We start from the raw sequence: 18,335 nt of genomic DNA on the forward strand, positions 1-18,335 counted from the left end.
AAGCGTGGCGTCTGAGCCCCCTGATATTGAAGTACTCTAGGCTCAATAAAAACTTCCCGTCCACCAGCTTTGGCGGACTTTGCTTAATTTTTCGTAAGCAACAGCGAAACGAGGCATCATCATGGCAAAAGGCGCATAAAAACCTTATTTCTACGGGTTCCGACCCTTCTCAAGACTGGAAGTCGCACCATATCATACCGGTCATGTCTTCTTATGATCCCTTTTCCCGGCTGAACAGTCACTCCGATGTCGCATCTCCGCGTCTGGGGCCGGATTCGCCCGACTCCATTCCACCCATTGGTCCCGGAGACGAGGATCATGACCTTGAAATCAGTGTTGTGGTGCGCCCCCGGACACGGACACGCAAACCTGCGATGTACAAGGTTCTGATGCTCAATGACGACTACACGCCCATGGAGTTTGTCGTGCATGTCCTCGAACGGTTCTTTGCAAAGAACCGGGATGAGGCAACAGCGGTCATGCTCCAGGTACATCAACGGGGTGTCGGAGTCTGTGGGGTGTTCACCTATGAAGTTGCTGAGAGCAAAGTCACGCAGGTGATGGATCTGGCCCGCCAGAACCAGCACCCGCTTCAGTGCACGATCGAGAAAGACTGATCCGTCTGACAGGCAGAAAAGCCATCACGCAGGATAATTTGTTGTTTCCTGCTGCGTTTCTGACTGGCGTTACACGTTACTCCGCGACAAGATACCTTTCCTACGAGAGGTCGAGAGGAGCGCCATCCCATGCTGTCCCGTACGCTCGAACAGACGCTCCACCGCGCCCTGACATTCGCAGGTGACCGGCGTCATGAATATGCAACCCTCGAACACCTTCTGCTCGCGCTGACGGAAGATGACGACGCCCTGACGGTTTTCCGGGCGTGCGGCATCGATCTGGACAAGCTACGCTCTGACCTGAAGGATTTTCTGGATAAGGATCTGGCAGGACTTGCGGCGGAACGTCCGACGGAACCCAAGCCAACTGCGGCCTTCCAGCGTGTTATCCAGCGTGCAGCAATTCACGTCCAGAGCACGGGACGCGACGAAGTCACGGGGGCAAATGTTCTCGTAGCGCTCTTTGCCGAGCGCGAGAGCCATGCGGTCTATTTCCTGCAATTGCAGGACATGACACGACTCGACGCTGTCAACTTCATTTCTCACGGCATCGCCAAGGCTCCGGACCGTGGCGCGGGACGGCGTCCGGCCGCGGCTTCCAAGGACACGTCCGAGCGCGAGGAGCGCAAGGACAGTGCCAAGGAAGGTGCACTGGCGACCTATTGCGTCGATCTGAACGAGCGGGCGCGTGAAGGGCGGATTGATCCGCTCATCGGCCGCGATCAGGAAATCGAACGAACGATCCAGATCCTGTGCCGCCGCACCAAGAACAACCCGCTTTATGTGGGTGATCCGGGCGTCGGCAAGACAGCTATTGCCGAAGGTCTGGCCAAGCGGATCGTGGAAGGCGAAGTGCCTGAAGTTCTGCTGAACAGCACGATCTATTCGCTCGACATGGGCTCGCTTCTGGCGGGCACACGTTACCGTGGCGATTTCGAGGAGCGGCTGAAGGCTGTCGTGACAGAGATGGACCAAACTCCTGGTGCCATCCTGTTCATCGACGAAATCCATACGGTCATCGGCGCGGGAGCGACATCGGGTGGGGCAATGGACGCCTCCAACCTGCTCAAGCCTGCCCTGGCCGCAGGGACCCTGCGCTGCATCGGTTCCACGACCTACAAGGAGTTCCGTCAGCACTTCGAGAAGGATCGGGCGCTCGTACGCCGGTTCCAAAAAATCGACGTGCCGGAGCCTTCGATCGAGGATGCGATCAAGATCCTGCGCGGCCTGAAGGGCAGCTACGAGAAGCATCACAAGGTTCGCTACACCGACGAAGCCCTGCGCGGCGCCGTCGAACTGGCGGCCAAGTATGTCCATGACCGCAAACTGCCAGACAAGGCGATCGACGTGATCGACGAAGTCGGCGCGGCGCGGATGCTCGTACCCGAAAACAAGCGCCGCAAGACCGTGACGCTGAAGGACGTGGAAGAGGCCATCGCCAAAATCGCCCGCATCCCGCCCAAAAGCGTCTCGGCCGATGATCGTGAGACCCTGCGCCATCTGGAGCGGGATCTCCGCAACATGGTCTTTGGGCAGGACAAAGCGATTGACGCACTGGCGGCAGCGATCAAGCTGTCCCGTGCGGGTCTGCGGGATGCGGAAAAGCCGATTGGCAACTATCTGTTCTCTGGCCCAACGGGCGTCGGCAAGACAGAAGTGGCGAAGCAGCTTTCCAACTCACTTGGGATTGAGCTGATCCGCTTCGACATGTCCGAATACATGGAGCGTCATTCGATCTCCCGTCTGATCGGTGCACCTCCGGGTTATGTCGGTTTCGATCAGGGCGGTCTGCTGACGGATGCGATCGACCAGCATCCTCATGCAGTCCTGCTTCTGGACGAAATTGAAAAAGCCCATCCGGACCTTTTCAATGTCCTGCTTCAGGTCATGGATCATGGTCGCCTGACGGATCACAACGGCAAGGTCGTTGATTTCCGCAACGTGATCCTGATCATGACCACGAATGCGGGCGCGGCGGACCTGTCCAAGGAGACGATTGGGTTTGGCCGGACCGTGCGCAGCGGTGAAGACGAAGAGGCGATCAAGCGCCTGTTCACGCCGGAATTCCGCAACCGTCTGGATGCAATCATTCCGTTCGCCAACCTGACGCCGGAAACGGTGGGCCGTGTGGTCGAGAAGTTCGTGCTGCAGCTTGAAGCCCAGCTGGCCGACCGCCATGTCACGATCGAGATCTCCTCGGCCGCCAAGGAATGGCTGGCAGAACGTGGCTATGACCGCCTGTATGGTGCGCGTCCTCTGGGACGCGTCATTCAGGAGCATATCAAGAAGCCACTGGCCGAAGAGTTACTCTTCGGGCGGCTGGCGCAGGGCGGCGCGGTCCGGATCGGACTGAAGAACGGCGCACTCGACTTCGACATCATCGAAGGACGGAACGAGCCGAAAGGCGAAGATGGCGCTTCGAAAAAGGATGAAGCCACAAGCTGACGCCGTGGCACATCCGAAAAGGCCCGGAAGACAAGTGTCTTCCGGGCCTTTTTTTACTGGTAGCGATTACCGTTCACGACGACATAGCCGGGCCATTGCCATTTGCGCCCGGTCCCGTGGTGGGTCCAGTCCACACCCTGGCGGCGAAGACTATCGTAATAATACCGTCCCTGCACCTCGACCTGATCGCCTTTGCTGACCCACGGCCATTGCGGCGCACTCATCTGGTCCAGATCAGAGACGATCCGGATGGAAACGCCCTGCCCGACCGACATATAAAAATATCCATGCCAGCCACTACGTGTCCTCTTCGCGCGTGGAGATACGGCAATCACCTGCCCGCACAAATGTTCGGGCAGATCGATGCCGGTGGGGCCAGTCTGTTCAAGCCCCTGCTGATCCGCGAGGAAGCGGCCGTTGTCACACGCTACAGGCATATCGTGGCTCTGAGCTGAGCGGTCACGACCGAACAGACCCTGCGCGGATACCGACAGAGGCATGCACAGCGCCGCGGCGGCAATAACGGGTAGCAGACGGAACGTCATGAACATTTTCTCCTATACGGGCGAAACTGGCGGGTTCTCATGTGGACCAGCCCCACGCATCGGGTACAAAAAAAGGCCCGCTCCAGATGAGAGCGGGCCTTTTGAGTCCTGAAAAAGATCAGGGCGCTTCGCTGGCGCCTTCGCCTGCGGCAGGTTCAGCCTTGACAGCGTCGCTGGCGACCGGGCGAACAGCCACGCCATCCGTGATCATTTCAAGCTGACCCGTGATCTGACCACCATCCTCAACCTGCAGGCGACGACATTTGACCTTGCCGATCAGACGGCCGGTGGCGCGGATGGTCAGGCTGCCGTTCACGGTCAGGGTACCGTCGATCGTGCCTGCCAGTTCCGCGTCTTCAACTTCGACGCCACCACGGAAAACACCGCCATGGGCAACCTGAAGTTCGCTAGCATGAATCAGGCTGGATTCGACCGTCCCCTCAACAACAAGGCGCTCAGCGTCCTGGACCGAGCCTTGAACGCTGATGCCACGTCCTACAACGAGCGTGCGACGCTCCGGGCCGGTCTGGCGCGGTGCGCCCGGTACGGCAGCCGCGCCGGGGCGCGGTGCCCCTGCCGGCATCGTGCCCGTCGGAGAATTGGAAGACGGCGGCGCCGGGAAAGGGGTACGACCCATGGGAGCGGGGTCCTTCTGCTGGTTGGGCTGCTGACTGAACGGCTGTGAACTGGCGGCGGATCCAGATTCCGACGTGGAGGCCGGCTGACTGGGCGCCTCGGGCCGGTTAGGGAAAATGGGCTGGCCTGCGAGCTTGCTGTTCTCTGCAGGTTTGGAGTCATCCTCCGGTTTGCGTCTTCTGAACAAGGAAACCCCGCTGCGGATCTGAAAAAGAACACCTTCTGTCTCGGGCATCTCCCTAAAGCCCCGTCATTAAGAGGGAACTGTCGGGCGGGCCTGTCGACAACGCTACACGCTGATCGCCGGACGGGACAAGACGCGCATTTCCATAAATGTGACGAAAGATCACCTATGGAAATGGCCTCTGACCATCGCGGAGTTGGCGTGGACCTACAGGGGACCTATGATCGTGTTGATTTAATGGCGCTGACTGTCCGTTAGATGTTTTTTCCTTGCTTCCAGCCTTCTGTCCGGAGTTCCAATGTCCGTACCAAAACATGACCTTCTGTGCATCGGCAATGCGATTGTCGATGTTCTCGCGCCTGTAAACAAGGATCTGATCGAAGGTCTCGGCGCCGCAGCCGGCAGCATGACCCTGATCGACGCAGCGACGGCGCATGCCATCGAGAGCCGCGTTGACATCGAAAACGTGACCGGCGGCGGGTCCGGCGCGAACACGGCCGTTGTGGCGGCACGCATGGGCGCAACGGTCGCCTATCTGGGCAAAGTGGCGGCAGACGAAGCGGGCGACCACTTCAGCCGCGATATCCGCGAACAAGGCATCACCTTCCCGTCCACCCCCCTCCCGGTAGCCGATGGCACACCGACCGCACGTTGCATCGTTCTGGTCACGCCTGAGGGCCAGCGCACCATGTTCACCTATCTCGGCGCCTGCACGGAATTCACGCCCGAGGACGTACATGAATCCATCGTGGCCGATGCAGCCATCACCTATCTGGAAGGCTATCTCTACGACAAGCCACAGGCCCAGGAAGCGTTCGAGCACGCAGCACGCCTGGCCCGCAAGGCCAACCGTCAGGTTGCTCTGACTCTGTCCGACACGTTCTGTGTGGAGCGCCACCGCGCTGCCTTCCATGAACTGGTGGCAGGCCATGTGGACATCCTGTTCGCCAACGAAGCCGAACTTCTGGCCCTTTACGAAGTCACGGATTTTGAAGAGGCCGTGGCTCAGGTTTCCGATGAAACGAAGCTGGCGGTCATAACGCGTGGTGAAAAAGGCGCGGTCGTGATCAGCGAGGGTGAGCGCCATGACGTGCCGACCACAGAAGTAAAAGTCGTGGACACTACGGGCGCGGGCGATGCGTTCGCAGCGGGCTTCCTGGCCGGTCTGAGCAAGAAGCACGACCTCGTCACCTGCGCGAAGCTGGGCAATCAGGCTGCCGGTGAGATCATCACCCGTTACGGCGCCCGCCCGACTGAGGCGTTCACGCTGACGGCCTGAGACGTGTCGCTGGACCGGTCTTACAGATCGGCCCAGCCGATGCGGGCGACCCCATACCGGTCGAATGCCTCCCGCACAGCCGGGTCCAGAAGGGCGGCCAGTTCGCCCTCCTGCTCATAGCCCGGCATGAAACGCTTCATCATGGCGTCCTGAGCCGTGGCGGGGTGAAAGTAGATTTCGCTCGTGCCCGTGGGCAGGCGCGGAACAAGACTGCGGATATGGTCCGGCGTCATATGGCCGGACCAGCGCAGCCCGAAACACCAGTCATTGGTTTTCAGCCCCGCTTTGCGAATCTGATGCCGCAGCACGCCGATCCAGTGGCGTAGGGCGCGGTCTCCCAACGTATCGTTGGCCTCGACAGGCTCCGGCGGCTCGAAGGGCGAGCGGACAGCCCGTAATCCATGCTCCAGGCCGGACTCGATCAGGAATCGTCCCACCGTCGGATGCAAATGCATGTGTTTATGGGCGTTGGCGTGATCGAGCGCTAACCCGCTTGCGACAAAATTACGGAACTGGGCTTCGATTTCGCGCCGCAGGGCACTCCGAGCCTGCGGGCTGAAGAAATACTCCACGCCAAGGCGCAATTGGTTGCGCCCAAACCAGCCCTGCTCGTCCGTAATGGCAGGCAGATCGAGGACGGACTTGCCCTCGATCGCCACCACATGCAATCCGACTCTCAGATCCGGCATCGTCTTCGCACGTCGGATGGCATCCTCGGCCGCATCTCCGGCAACCATCAGACTGGCCGTGGACAGGATCCCGTTTCGATGGGCCTGTTCAATGGCCTCGTTGACTTCAAAACTCATACCGAAATCGTCGGCGGACACGATGGCGCGGCGCAGGGAGCTGGATGTCATGGCAGGTCTCATGAAAAAGGGGCCATGACATGCGCCATGGCCCCTAGGTAGCAATTCGTCAGGCGCGCACCGTTCAGGCGGCGTGACGGTCCTTGAGGAACTGGAAGAACTCCACACCTTCGCGCAGACGACGCTTCATCATCTGCGGGCTGCGGATCATCTCGTTGACGATGGAGGCGATCTTGGAACCGCGGAAGTAGAACTTGCGATAGAATTCCTCGACGCTCTCGAAGATTTCCGTATGCGACAGGTGCGGGTAATGCAGCGGTGCGATCTGCACGCCGCTCTCGTCGATCAGTTCGGCTTCCGCTTCGTTCAGCCAGCCATTTTCCGTCGCCTGCTTGTGCAGGAAGGTGCCCGGATAAGGCGCAGCCAGCGAAACCTGCAGGGTATGCGGGTTGATTTCCTTGGCGAACTGGATCGTCTCCTGGATGGTCTCCTTCGTCTCGCCCGGCAGGCCGACGATGAAGGTTCCATGGATCTTGATGCCCAGCTTGTGACAGTTGCGCGTAAACTCCTTGGCCGTCTCGACCAGCATACCCTTCTTGATGTTGTGAAGGATCTGCTGGTTGCCGCTTTCGTAACCGACCAGCAGCAGGCGCAGACCGTTTTCCTTGAGAACCTTCAGGGTCTCGTAAGGAACATTGGCCTTGGCATTGCAGGACCATGTAACGCCGAGCTTGCCCATTTCGCGGGCAATGGCTTCGGCGCGCGGCAGGTCGTCCGTGAAGGTATCATCATCGAACATGAATTCCTGCACTTCGGGGAAGTACTGCTTGGCCAGACGCACTTCAGCGGCCACGTGCTCGGGGCTGCGGGTCCGGTAGCGATGGCCGCCAACCGTCTGCGGCCACAGGCAGAACGTGCAGCGCGACTTACAGCCACGGCCCGTATAGATCGAGATGTAGGGGTGCTTCAGATAACCGATGAAGTAATCGTTGATGTTGAGGTCACGCTTGTAGACCTCGGTTACGAACGGCAGGCTATCCATATCCTCGATCATCGCGCGATCCTTGTTCGCGACGATCTCGCCCTTCTCGTTCCGCCAGGTGATGCCGTCCACTTCCGCAAGCGGCTTGCCTTCGGCGATTTCCTTGATGGTGAAGTCGAACTCGTTGCGGGCCACGAAGTCGATCGGGCTACCCTTCTCCATGCTCTCGGTCGGCTGAACAGCCACCTTCGCACCGACCATGCCAATCATGATCTTCGGATTGGCATCCTTGATCATCTGCGCCACGCGAACATCGGAAGCGAAGGACGGCGTGGACGTGTGGATCACGACGAGGTCGCGATTCTTCACATCCTCAAGGATGGGGTCCATGCCCATCTTGGCCGGCGGCGCATCAATCAGGCGCGATCCGGGAACAAGAGCGGCCGGCTGGGCCAGCCATGTCGGAAACCAGAAGGACTTGATCTCGCGCTTCGCCTGATAGCGGGAGCCAGCGCCACCATCGAAGCCGTCGAAGGAAGGAGGCTGGAGAAAAAGGGTTCTCATCATGATCGAACACTCCTGTGGGTGGCGTCGGCCTGGAGCGAGGTGGCGCCGGACGCGGAATTTCGTTTTCTTCGGGCGATATGGACCGTTCTGCCCCGCCATGCAACGCGTGATCCGCGCGCACTGCCGACCATGATGGCTGCGGACAACCAATCACGAACAGGCAGAAGAAGGATCGCAGCAGGCAGCGGGCAGGACGTCGCACGGTCGACAATGCTACTGCCAAAAGCCCGCACAAGCCATGTGAGAGCCAGCAGAAACCATGTCCACCAGGCATTGGGACGGAAAAGAACAGCCGTAACAGCCCAGAACAGCGGAAGCTGGATCGCGGACAGCCCGTAACCGACGGGCGCGACGTTCTTGACCGTCCTGCCCCAGCGCAACTCATGCGCGAGGAGATCACTGAGCGTATGTTCGCCAACGGTCGTATGCGTCAGGCTGGGAGCAATGGCGATCGTCTCACCCCTCGCCCGGACAAGCTGCCCCAGTTCGGCGTCGTCGGCCACGTGATGGACAAGCGCCTCAAGCCCCCCAATCTCTTCGAGAACCTGTCGACGCAGGGCCATAGTGGCTCCCAGACAGTCCTGACGCCCCAGAAAACGGGACATCATAACGCCTGGAAGGAAGTTGTGATTGATCTGGCAGGCCCCGATCTGCTGCACGAGACTCCCTTCCGCAGGTCGACCCGCGTAAAGGGTGGTGACCAGTCCTGTTCCGGGCTCTTCAAGGCTTGTCACGACATGCTTCAGATATCCGGGGCTGACATGAATATCCGAGTCGGAAATAACGAGAACATCGTGTCGGGCTTTCCCGTACATGTTCAACAGGTTGCCGACCTTGCGATTGGGACCATGTTCCCTCGGGTCAATGACTACGCTGACCGGAACATGCGGATAACGGGTCCGCAGCCGCTCGATGACCGGCAGAGCGGTATCATCCGCATCCTGAACGCCGAAGACAATCTGGAAGTCGGGGTAGTCCTGCGTGAAGACGCTATCCAGCGCCTCCTCCAACAACGGCTCGTTACCGTGCAGAGGCTTCAGCACGGTAACCGGAGGCCATGATCTGTCAGACAGTTTCAGGCCGTCCTCGGCATTCCGCTCCGTACGGCGAAAACGGGCGAGAAGGGCAGCACCTGCCAGCGCCTGCAGGTTACCAGCGGCGGAGACACAGGCGCAGAAACCGGCCGCAATCGAGAGAGGTATGGACACGACGGCTTTCTAACCTTCCCCAACACTTTTAGGAAAGGCTTCTGTCGCAGGGACACACTCAGTCATGAAGGAAGTGTGCTGTCTTGCTGTCCAGATGATCGGCCAGTCCGCTGGCACCACCCTGACTCAGAGCACCACCGAAATCAGCACGCTGGGCAGCAACCTGACTGATATGCGCATTCAGCAGGATGTCTGTAATGCGCCATCCCGAAGCACCATTGGTCATGATATAATCGATCGGCGTGACATCTCCACCATCAGTACCGCCAATGGTGGTATCCACAATCTGCCCTCCTGTTGGATTGGGGCGGGTCTGCGGTAACACCGTGAAGACCACCTGCGATTCCGGCTTGAAAGACGACGCGTAGCGGGCGATCGTGAACTGGCGGAAAGAGCCAAGAAGCCGAGTGCGATCAGCCGGGCTGAGGCTATTATAGCGCACGCCGACCGACCGACGAAGAATCGTCTCAAGATCGAAGGCGTGGTCCACGGCGGGTGCAATCATCGTGGCGCGCTGCTGGGCCGTCTTGCCCGCCTTCTGGGCCGATTTCAGCGCTTCATACAGAGCAGCCACGGGGGCCGCAGCAGACGTCGTTTCGGCAGATGTCGCAGCGTTAGAAGCTGTCTGTGCAATGGCTTCCGGGAAAACCGCCTTCAGGGAAACCGGCGCCGCAAGAAGGCACACGGAAAGAAGGGACAATGTCACTTTCGGGGAAAAACGGCAAATCATGATCACGCTTTCGTCCTGTAGGCGGTTCTTGGCACAGAGATCGTGTTCATGACACACTGTATCAAGTTCCGAAGATCAAGTTCTGGCTTCCATAGATCCATCTGTGCTCGATTAGCCACAGGGCTGACGCGAATTATGCAGCCTGACATTGAGGCGAACACGACAATGGGTCTATAGGCAGTCAATCCAATGCTCGATGGTCCTTCGTTTTTCCCGGTTTTTTTAGGACCGGGACAGGGAAGACAGCCACGGGCCATCCAAGATGTAAAAGGCTCCGGGTGCCCTTACGGGCGCCGCACCGGAAACTAGAACCAGAGGATTATAATGGCCGTTCCTTTGATGCAGGCTGTCCGAGTCGGACGGTACGTTGTCAAGCAGCACCTCACGGGCCGCAAGCGCTATCCGCTGGTACTGATGCTCGAACCGCTGTTCCGCTGCAACCTGGCCTGCGCCGGCTGCGGCAAGATCGACTATCCTGCACAAATCCTGAACCAGCGTCTCAGCCTTCAGGAATGCCTGGATGCCGACACGGAAGCCGATGCCCCCGTCATTGCAATCGCCGGTGGTGAACCCCTCCTGCACAAGGAAATGCCCCAGATCGTCAAAGGTTTGATCGGGCGCAAAAAATACGTCTACCTGTGCACCAACGGCCTTCTCCTCGAGAAGAAGCTCGACGATTACGAGCCCTCTCCGTTCTTCTCCTGGGACGTGCATCTGGACGGTGACCAACTCATGCATGACGCTTCCGTCTGCCAGGACGGCGTCTTCGAGCGTGCAACTGCCGCCATCCGCCTTGCAAAATCCCGCGGTTTCCGTGTTTCCATCAACTGCACCCTGTTCGATGGAGCCATTCCCGAGCGCGTGGCGGCCTTCTTCGACGAAGTCATGGCCATGGGCGTGGATGGTATCATGACCGCGCCAGGGTATGCCTATGAGCGTGCACCAGATCAGGCTCACTTCCTGAACCGTCAGAAAACGAAGCAGCTTTTCCGCGATATCTTCCGTCTCGGGAAAGGAAAGAAGTGGCGCTTCACCCAGTCGCCGCTGTTCCTGAACTTCCTGGCAGGCAATGAAAACTATCATTGCACCCCCTGGGGCAAGCCTCTGCGCACGGTCTTCGGCTGGCAGCGCCCGTGCTATCTACTGGGCGAAGGCTATGCCAAGACCTTCCGCGAGCTGATGGACGATACCGCTTGGGAGCAGTACGGCACTGGCGCATACGAGAAATGCGCTGATTGCATGGTGCATTCCGGTTACGAGTCCACCGCTGTGATGGATGCCGTGGCGCGCCCCTGGCATATCGCCAAGGTCGCCCTGTTCGGACCCGAAACTGAAAAGCCGATGGTTCCGGAAATCTCCCTCGCCAATCAGCGTCCGGCTGAATATGGCTATGAGGAGCAGGTCCAGAAACAGATGGAACGGATTTCCACCGGTGCGAAGCCGGCACGCGGCCCCCGAGTACGTGTCAACGGCCGTCCGGCTGCAAATACGGTCTCGGAAGCGGCTGACGCGGCCGACTAAGGCGACGTCGTTTTTCCAGTAAAAAAGCCGGCTCCCAGTGAGCCGGCTTTTTTTTGCCCATCCGTTTCATCAAACTTCCGAATGAAGAACATGGCATCAGTCCGTGGTCCTGTTATGATCGCAAGTTCATTATTCTGGCCGGACCATGCTGACCCCTATTCTCGTTATCTGTCTGCTCATTTTCCTCAATGCCGTCTTCGCCATGGGAGAAATGGCTCTCATTTCGGCAAAGCGGCCAAGGCTGGAAGTTCTGGCCAAACAGGGCGTCAGAGGAGCGAACACCGCACTCCGGCTTGCAGAAGATCCTCATAGCTTTCTGCCGACTGTCCAGATCGGCATGACTCTGGTCTCCATCCTTGAAGGTACGTTTGGCGGAAGCCAGATAGAAAGCACTGTTACAGCCTGGATTGCCGCCATTCCTTCGCTGCGGCCCGTTGCCAGCGAAATCTCGATTGTTCTCGTCGTGGCCGTCATCACCTTTGCGATGCTGGTCTTCGGGGAACTCATTCCGAAACAGATCGCCCTTCAACAGCCGGAAGCCATAGCTTCGCGACTGGCGTGGCTGCTGGTGGGAGTCGCACGTGCTGCCCAGCCGATCGTATGGCTGCTCAGCGGAACTTCGTCACTGGTCCTGCGCCTCCTGCGCGTCGGTCCCCTGACACGGGCAGCCGTGACGGAAGAGGAGCTGAAAGCCGTTCTGGCTGAAGGCGCGCGGGCGGGCGTTCTTGAATCGGACGAGCAGGCCATGATTGAACGTCTTCTGCGCCTCGCAGATCGCCCGGTCCGCGCCATCATGACCCCACGCAACGAGCTTTTCTGGATCGACAGACATGCAGATGAAGCAACGCTGGTGCGCAAGCTTCGTCAGACTTCGTATGCCCGGATTGTCGTCTGCGAGGGGGATGTAGATCATCCCGTAGGGGTAATCCTGGCAAAAGACATCATGGATCGGCTTCTTTTGAAGCTTCCGGTTTCCGTGGATGCCGTACTGCGTGAGCCTCCGGTCATCCCGGACAGCCTCAGCGCGCAGGACATGATCGAACGTATGCGCGGCGTCAATCTCGGGATCACCTTCGTTCTGGACGAATATGGATCTTTCGAGGGAATCGTAACGCCGTCCGATGTGTTCGAGGCAATTGTCGGCGAAGAAAAAACCGAGGCCTCATCGTCTGAACTTCAGACCAAGGAGGGTGTGGATGAATATGTGTTCGACGGCTTCATGCCGGCGGATGAACTCCGTTCCCGTCTGGATCTGCCCGAGCTTCCGGGCGCCGGAGGCTATCATACACTTGGCGGGGTAATGCTTGCCCTCCTGAGACGTGTTCCCGCCCGTGGCGACAAGGTTGCTTTTGGCGGATGGCTGTTTGAAGTGCTGGAAATGGATCGGCGACGGGTGGGTAAAGTCCGAGTCAGCCGTCAGATTCTCGCCGAAGACTGATCCCGCGGACATCAGGCATTACTGTTGAAGAATGCCTGCCTGTCAGTTACCGGAGCATAATCGCCCTGGTTCCCATAATTCTGAGGCAACGAGGCGACAGGTTTGGCGGTCAGCAGTTCAATCACGCGCTTCTGGGCGGTAATCGCACGTTGCAAAAGCTCGCCATTCCTGTTCCCGAGCTCCATCATCTGCTCGAGCAGCTCCCGGTACGGCAGAGCCGGTAAAAATTCACCGACCGAGATCCCGTCGTCATCTTCGGAGCAGCGCGGACACTGTCCTTGTCTGCGATCATTGGCCGCTGCGACTTCCTGTTCCAAAATTCTGGCCGCCGCCTGCTTATCAGGCAGCAGGGTGAGTGCATCTGGAATGCGCGCCTCTTCCAAAGCGGAATTTTCCGCTTCCAGAATCGAGATCAACCTCTGCATGGCAGGGATAATGGAGGCGCTCATTTCTGCTCCTGCATTGCCAGCATCTGACGGTCAATGGCGTCCGTCAGACCTATTCCGCCGTTATTTTCCATCTGCTTGGCAATCTGCTCCACCAACATGGGGCGAAACTGTTTTTCTCCAGCGCCCCCGCTGAACATGCTGTCGCTGTTGTCGTCGGTCGCAAACATTGGCTGGAGCATCTGGTTAATGGCCATCGACTCGAAGCTCTGAGCAGACTTCAGGGTTTTGGCGGGGTCCACTTTCTGCCCGCGCAGAAGGAGCCCCTGAAATGACGTTGCAGTCGTCGAGGATACAGTCATCAACGCATCTCCAGTTCTGCCTGCAGGGCCCCGTCCGCTTTGACGGCTTGCAGGATGCTGATCATGTCTCGTGGCCCCACCCCAAGCGCATTCAGACCCGAGACAAGCTCTCTGAGCGTTGTTCCACCTGGTACGACGGCAAGGTGATGCGTTTTGCCCGTATCCACCTTCACGTTTGTCCGCGGCACAACAGCCGTTTGGCCGTTCGAGAATGGCCCTGGCTGGGACACCTCCGGAGTTTCGGTCACCTGGACCGTCAGATTGCCCTGAGCCACAGCAACTGTACTGATCCGGACATCTGCCCCCATGATGATCGTGCCACTGGCCTCATCAACAACGACCTTGGCGGGCGTATCCGGCGTTACAAGCAGATCGCCAATCCGGGAGAGGGTCGAAACAGGATCATGACTGCTCAGGTCGAGGAGAACCGTTCTGGGGTCCTGCACCACCGCGAGAGGTCCAAACGTGCGGTTGATCACAGCGGCGATACGACTCGCGGTTGTAAAATCAGGGTTTCGCAGGCTGAGGTGCAGGTTCGCACGGTGACTGAGGTCAAACGGCACCTCACGTTCGACAATACCGCCATTGGCTATATGGCCGCTGGTTGGCACGTTCCTTGTAATCGACGCTGCTGCCCCCCGCGCGGAAAATGCATTAGTGGCCAGCGATCCCTGTGCAACGGCATAGACTTCGCCATCAGCCGCCATCAGGGGCGTCACCAGCAGTGTTCCTCCCGTCAGGGAGGAGGCATCACCGGCCGCCGAAACCGTGACGTCAATCCGGTTTCCACCATGTGCAAACGCTGGGAGGTCAGCCGTAACCATGACTGCCGCCACGTCATGGGTCTGAAGCTGGGTTTCCTGATCGCGGATATTCACACCAAGCCGGTTCAGCATTGAAATCAATGTTTCCCGGGTAAAAATCGTATTGGTCAGCCGGTCTCCGGTACCATTCAGACCCACGACCAAGCCATATCCGATTAACTGATTGGAACGGACGCCTTCCATATCCGTGATGTCCTTGATCCGAACGCTGGCAGCCAGCGCGAACCCTGGAAAGAGCAGCAGCCCCACACAGACAAACGCGGTTAAACGTCGCATCCGGGACAGAAAGGAAAATGAAGATCGCATGGGAAAGCGCATGGTCGACGACGGGTATCCTGATACCTGCAAAACAGGTTTGGGGGGCTCAGGCGTCGAGAATGGGGGGGCGAAGTAAAGAAACCCCTAACAGAGACGCAGATTTCCGCGCTTTCCAGCAGGGGGAGAGTGCAGGTTCGGGGTTGGCGGATGCGTGGGAGATGGCTATAAGCCGCGCGTTATCGCCTGCGGCTGTTGGAAGCGGACGTTGGCAGACCAGCCAGGGATTGGATGCGCATGATTACGCTGCCGCCGGATTATAGGCCTTCCGACAACGAAGAATTCATGAACCCGATTCAGGTCGAGTATTTCAGGCAGAAACTTCTGCGCTGGCGGCTTGACCTTCTGAAAGAAGCGGACGGAACGCTCGCGAGTCTCTCAGAAGGTGGAATTCATGAATCCGACATCACGGATCGTGCCAGTGTGGAAACGGACCGGGCTTTCGAACTCCGCACACGTGACCGCGCCCGCAAGCTGATCGCCAAAATCAACATGGCGCTCGAACGCATCGACGATGGAAGCTATGGTTTTTGCGAGGAAACAGGAGAGCCCATCGGCCTGAAGCGCCTTGAAGCCCGGCCGATCGCCACACTGTCCATCGACGCTCAGGAGCGTCATGAGCGCATGGAAAAAGTCCATCGCGACGATTAAGGGTTGCACTTGGCCTGCTGACCCGTTACGAAGCGCGCCAAGGCAACGGTATGCTGCTGTAGCTCAGTGGTAGAGCACTCCCTTGGTAAGGGAGAGGTCGACAGTTCAATCCTGTCCAGCAGCACCATTTTTCCTTGTTTTTCAGAGACTTAAGATTTTGAAGGGTCTCACTTCCCACTAGCTTAGTGCTAGCATAGGGGCAGAAAACAAGGCTTTTGCGCGTGGATAAGCATAGTTCTAGCGTAGTTTCCGCACCATATAATGTGTTCAAACAGACCGGCTCTGCTAACTGGTCAGTTCGTTTCTCGATTCCCGGACAGGGACAAATCCGAAAATCTTTAGGAACGAGAGATCGCCACGAAGCGGAAAAGCTTGCTCAGAGATTCTATTATGAATCCCTCCTGAAAGCTGAGAGCGGTCTGAACGTCCGTGCGAAATCCATCTCACGCATCATCCAAGACTACATCACTCATATGGAAGCACGTGTTGCTCAAACACGTATGCCTAAAAATGTAGCACTCCAGAACACAGCCATCCTCACTCGGTATGTCGATGGGTACTTTGGCGCACACAATCCTAACTTCATTTCCAGCAAGACAGTGGATGCCTATCTCTCATGGCGTTCTGACTACTGGATTTCAGGACCGGGAAAAGACATTCACTTCATCACATACGAACGCAACGGAAAAACCATCACTTCCCCCATCACAGACAAGAAGCGAGTGCGCCCTACTCCCGCGACGTTGAATCGTGAACGTGCTGCCTTGAGTGGGTTCTTTCAGTTCTGTTTCGATTCGCAGTACATCAAAACCATCCCTGAAATCCGGACTGCCAAGGTTGGTTACACAGCGCGTCCTGGCTTCTCATGTGAGGAATACAAACGCTTTAAGAACCATGCGTTCCTACACATCACAGAGGAGAATCTGAATCCTGATGTGAAGTACGATCGCGTCCTTTTCTACTGCTACATCCAGATCATTGCCCTGACAGGCATGAGACCCACAGAAGTGAAGAACATGAAGTGGGGCGACGTGATTGGTTTGAAGTTCAATGACAAAGGAAAGCCATACGCGGATGACGTACATCTGAGAGTGTATGGAAAGGCGAAATCACGCGAACTGATCCCGCATAGAGAAGTCATACACACTGTCATTTGGCTTTATCGCACTTATCAGGAACTCGCTTCCTTCTCGCCAGACAAAAACGATCCGCTGTTCCTTCATCAAGACAAAACCCCATTCAAATCCTTCACAGGGCAGTTCACACGCGCCTTACAAGCATGTGATCTTGTGAGAGATTATCGTGGGGTTAAGCGAACGCCTTACAGTTTGAGGCACTTCTATATAACTGAGCAGCTTAAGAATGGTGTTGATGCGTACATTCTAGCAAGAAACACAGGAACGAGTGTGCAAATGCTAGAAGCACACTACGACCACAACACAAATGAGAAGTACAAGGACATGTTACGCCCTAAACGGGATGACTAATCCCGTAGATATGGACCGTTAATAAGTTCGGCCTCCTCAAAAAGGTCTGTATGTAAATTTTTCTCTTTCATAGCAGTCGCTATATCAACATAGTTCTTGTAAATTTCTTCTGGAGGCGGGAAATTTACAGGAGCATTTTCAAACAAAGATCTTGTCAAATATTTTGACAAGAATTCCCATACCAAATCAGTTTTTATACTCTCAAGAAAATACAAGATCAGATTATCCTTAGATTCCGAAGAAATTTTTGAAAAATTGACTTTGTTTTTAAAGCTATGAAAAGACTGGTTTATTTCTTCGGAAGACTGTCGAATACCCTGCCAACAACTAGCACATGTATCACCAACATTTAATCCTGCGCTTTTTTCTTCACGAATTTTGTCGTGGAATGTTTTCATAATCTCCCGCAACTTTATGAGTTGCGAGTTTACATTTTCTGATTTCGTTTCTGAAAGATTACTAAAAGATATAAATGTACTATTCTCATTTGCTATATCAGCTGCTTTCTTGCTCAGCCACACAGCACACACTGCTGCGATGAGAGCCAAAAAAGCTACCCCCGATCCGACCCATGTGGCGAGATCACCCCACCTTCCTGTGTTCTCACCTGACCACACGAACACAAAAGCGCACAGCAAAAACCCTATTACAAAGGAAAATGCTGCTGCTCCCACGCAAATGACTTTATTCACTTAAGGCCCTATAGACTGACATGCGGGAGATATTCAGCTTCTTAGCTATGTCAGTGACAGAAACACCCTCAGACTTCATCTTTTGAATGTCCTGTGATTGAGCCATAGCTGTTGGCTTTCTTCCGCGATATTTGCCTTGTTCCTTCGCTTTGGCAATTCCTTCGCGTTGTCTTTCTTTCATAAGTGCGCGTTCAAACTCAGCGATTGCGCCAAGCATGGTGAGCATCAGTTTCGAAGTTGCGTTGCGTGTGTCTAACTGAGTCCCTCCCATAGACAGGATGACAAGTGAGCATCCCTTGTGTTCGAGAAGTTCAATCAGTTCGAGCAGGTGCTGTGTGTTTCTGGCGAGCCTGTCTGGCTTCGTCACATACAGAACGTCGCCTTGTCTGAGGTTATCCAGCAGTTTGGTGAGTTCAGGTCTTGTGCGTTCCGTTCCTGACACCTGTTCGGAATACACGCGCTCACACCCCTGCCCTTTCAGTTCGTCAATCTGAGCCTGAAGGCCGTGTTGCTGGTCATGTGTGGAAGTGCGTGCGTATCCGAAAATCATTGTATGCTCTGTCACTTTGAAATCTTAGACATACAGAACATAATGTCACAAAATTATGAAAGCGATTCCAAAGTGACAGATTTATGAGTGCGTGCGCTTATCACACATGG

At 56.7% G+C, this 18,335-nt stretch carries 18 protein-coding genes and 1 tRNA gene; 8 read left to right on the top strand and 11 right to left on the bottom strand.

Going from position 1 to position 18,335, the window contains the following annotated elements:
- Positions 1-203 precede the first annotated feature (203 nt).
- Both clpS and clpA read left to right on the top strand, forming a co-directional pair.
- Entirely contained in the window at positions 204-617 is a 414-nt protein-coding gene (gene clpS / locus GKA01_RS02445) for an ATP-dependent Clp protease adapter ClpS (RefSeq protein WP_228119848.1), read from the top strand.
- Positions 618-746: 129 nt separating this feature from the next.
- On the top strand, positions 747-3,062 hold the full coding sequence (clpA, locus tag GKA01_RS02450; protein ID WP_146858877.1) for an ATP-dependent Clp protease ATP-binding subunit ClpA: 2,316 nt from the start codon (positions 747-749) through the stop codon (positions 3,060-3,062).
- 53 nt (positions 3,063-3,115) lie between these two features.
- Here clpA and GKA01_RS02455 read toward each other — a convergent pair whose 3' ends face one another.
- Together GKA01_RS02455 and GKA01_RS02460 are read right to left on the bottom strand one after the other, a co-directional pair.
- Positions 3,116-3,607, bottom strand: coding sequence for a DUF3465 domain-containing protein (locus tag GKA01_RS02455; protein ID WP_167506303.1), 492 nt, complete (start codon positions 3,605-3,607; stop codon positions 3,116-3,118).
- A gap of 118 nt (positions 3,608-3,725) precedes the next feature.
- Positions 3,726-4,244, bottom strand: a complete 519-nt coding sequence (locus GKA01_RS02460; protein WP_146858879.1) for a bactofilin family protein — start codon at positions 4,242-4,244, stop codon at positions 3,726-3,728.
- Positions 4,245-4,725: 481 nt separating this feature from the next.
- On the opposite strand from GKA01_RS02460, the gene GKA01_RS02465 reads away from it, so the two are divergent.
- On the top strand, positions 4,726-5,706 hold the full coding sequence (locus GKA01_RS02465) for an adenosine kinase (protein WP_146858881.1): 981 nt from the start codon (positions 4,726-4,728) through the stop codon (positions 5,704-5,706).
- Positions 5,707-5,726: 20 nt separating this feature from the next.
- Here GKA01_RS02465 and hpnK read toward each other — a convergent pair whose 3' ends face one another.
- The 4 genes from hpnK to GKA01_RS02485 form a co-directional block, all read right to left on the bottom strand.
- Positions 5,727-6,563: a hopanoid biosynthesis-associated protein HpnK gene (gene hpnK, locus GKA01_RS02470; protein ID WP_146858884.1), complete on the bottom strand. Its 837-nt coding sequence runs from the start codon at positions 6,561-6,563 to the stop codon at positions 5,727-5,729.
- Positions 6,564-6,636: 73 nt separating this feature from the next.
- Complete coding sequence (gene hpnJ, locus GKA01_RS02475) at positions 6,637-8,061, bottom strand: hopanoid biosynthesis associated radical SAM protein HpnJ (protein WP_141350770.1); 1,425 nt, start codon at positions 8,059-8,061, stop codon at positions 6,637-6,639.
- A complete protein-coding gene (gene hpnI / locus GKA01_RS02480; RefSeq protein WP_146858886.1) occupies positions 8,058-9,269 on the bottom strand; it encodes a bacteriohopanetetrol glucosamine biosynthesis glycosyltransferase HpnI in 1,212 nt (403 codons plus the stop codon). Before hpnI ends, hpnJ begins: the two co-directional genes overlap by 4 nt.
- Positions 9,270-9,327: 58 nt before the next feature.
- Entirely contained in the window at positions 9,328-9,999 is a 672-nt protein-coding gene (locus tag GKA01_RS02485) for an ABC transporter substrate-binding protein (protein ID WP_228119850.1), read from the bottom strand.
- Positions 10,000-10,323: 324 nt separating this feature from the next.
- Between GKA01_RS02485 and hpnH the strand changes: the two genes are divergently transcribed.
- Both hpnH and GKA01_RS02495 read left to right on the top strand, forming a co-directional pair.
- Positions 10,324-11,520, top strand: coding sequence for an adenosyl-hopene transferase HpnH (hpnH, locus tag GKA01_RS02490; RefSeq protein ID WP_146858890.1), 1,197 nt, complete (start codon positions 10,324-10,326; stop codon positions 11,518-11,520).
- A gap of 145 nt (positions 11,521-11,665) precedes the next feature.
- Positions 11,666-12,958, top strand: coding sequence for a hemolysin family protein (locus GKA01_RS02495; protein WP_146858892.1), 1,293 nt, complete (start codon positions 11,666-11,668; stop codon positions 12,956-12,958).
- Between the two features lie 11 nt (positions 12,959-12,969).
- On the opposite strand, the gene GKA01_RS02500 is transcribed toward GKA01_RS02495, so the two are convergent.
- From GKA01_RS02500 to GKA01_RS02510, 3 genes are read right to left on the bottom strand one after another with little or no spacing between them, the layout of a single operon-like run.
- Positions 12,970-13,407: a flagellar protein FlgN gene (locus GKA01_RS02500; protein WP_146858894.1), complete on the bottom strand. Its 438-nt coding sequence runs from the start codon at positions 13,405-13,407 to the stop codon at positions 12,970-12,972.
- On the bottom strand, positions 13,404-13,706 hold the full coding sequence (locus GKA01_RS02505; protein WP_194265826.1) for a rod-binding protein: 303 nt from the start codon (positions 13,704-13,706) through the stop codon (positions 13,404-13,406). Before GKA01_RS02505 ends, GKA01_RS02500 begins: the two co-directional genes overlap by 4 nt.
- On the bottom strand, positions 13,706-14,806 hold the full coding sequence (locus GKA01_RS02510) for a flagellar basal body P-ring protein FlgI (RefSeq protein ID WP_228119881.1): 1,101 nt from the start codon (positions 14,804-14,806) through the stop codon (positions 13,706-13,708). The genes GKA01_RS02505 and GKA01_RS02510 overlap by 1 nt, the downstream gene beginning before the upstream one ends.
- Before the next feature lie 276 nt (positions 14,807-15,082).
- Between GKA01_RS02510 and dksA the strand changes: the two genes are divergently transcribed.
- From dksA to GKA01_RS02525, 3 genes are all read left to right on the top strand, one after another.
- Complete coding sequence (gene dksA / locus GKA01_RS02515) at positions 15,083-15,496, top strand: RNA polymerase-binding protein DksA (RefSeq protein ID WP_146858898.1); 414 nt, start codon at positions 15,083-15,085, stop codon at positions 15,494-15,496.
- A 52-nt stretch (positions 15,497-15,548) separates the two neighbouring features.
- Positions 15,549-15,623, top strand: a tRNA-Thr gene (locus GKA01_RS02520).
- A 94-nt stretch (positions 15,624-15,717) separates the two neighbouring features.
- Positions 15,718-16,983: a tyrosine-type recombinase/integrase gene (locus GKA01_RS02525; RefSeq protein WP_146858901.1), complete on the top strand. Its 1,266-nt coding sequence runs from the start codon at positions 15,718-15,720 to the stop codon at positions 16,981-16,983.
- Here the strand turns inward: GKA01_RS02525 and GKA01_RS02530 are convergent.
- Positions 16,980-17,675: a hypothetical protein gene (locus GKA01_RS02530; protein WP_146858902.1), complete on the bottom strand. Its 696-nt coding sequence runs from the start codon at positions 17,673-17,675 to the stop codon at positions 16,980-16,982. The genes GKA01_RS02525 and GKA01_RS02530 overlap by 4 nt on opposite strands.
- The gene (locus GKA01_RS02535) at positions 17,668-18,225 is read right to left on the bottom strand and encodes a recombinase family protein (RefSeq protein WP_146858904.1); all 558 of its coding nucleotides are present in this window, start codon (positions 18,223-18,225) and stop codon (positions 17,668-17,670) included. Before GKA01_RS02535 ends, GKA01_RS02530 begins: the two co-directional genes overlap by 8 nt.
- Positions 18,226-18,335 lie beyond the last annotated feature (110 nt).

It is taken from the genome of Gluconobacter kanchanaburiensis NBRC 103587 (assembly GCF_007988905.1).
Taxonomy (GTDB): domain Bacteria; phylum Pseudomonadota; class Alphaproteobacteria; order Acetobacterales; family Acetobacteraceae; genus Gluconobacter; species Gluconobacter kanchanaburiensis.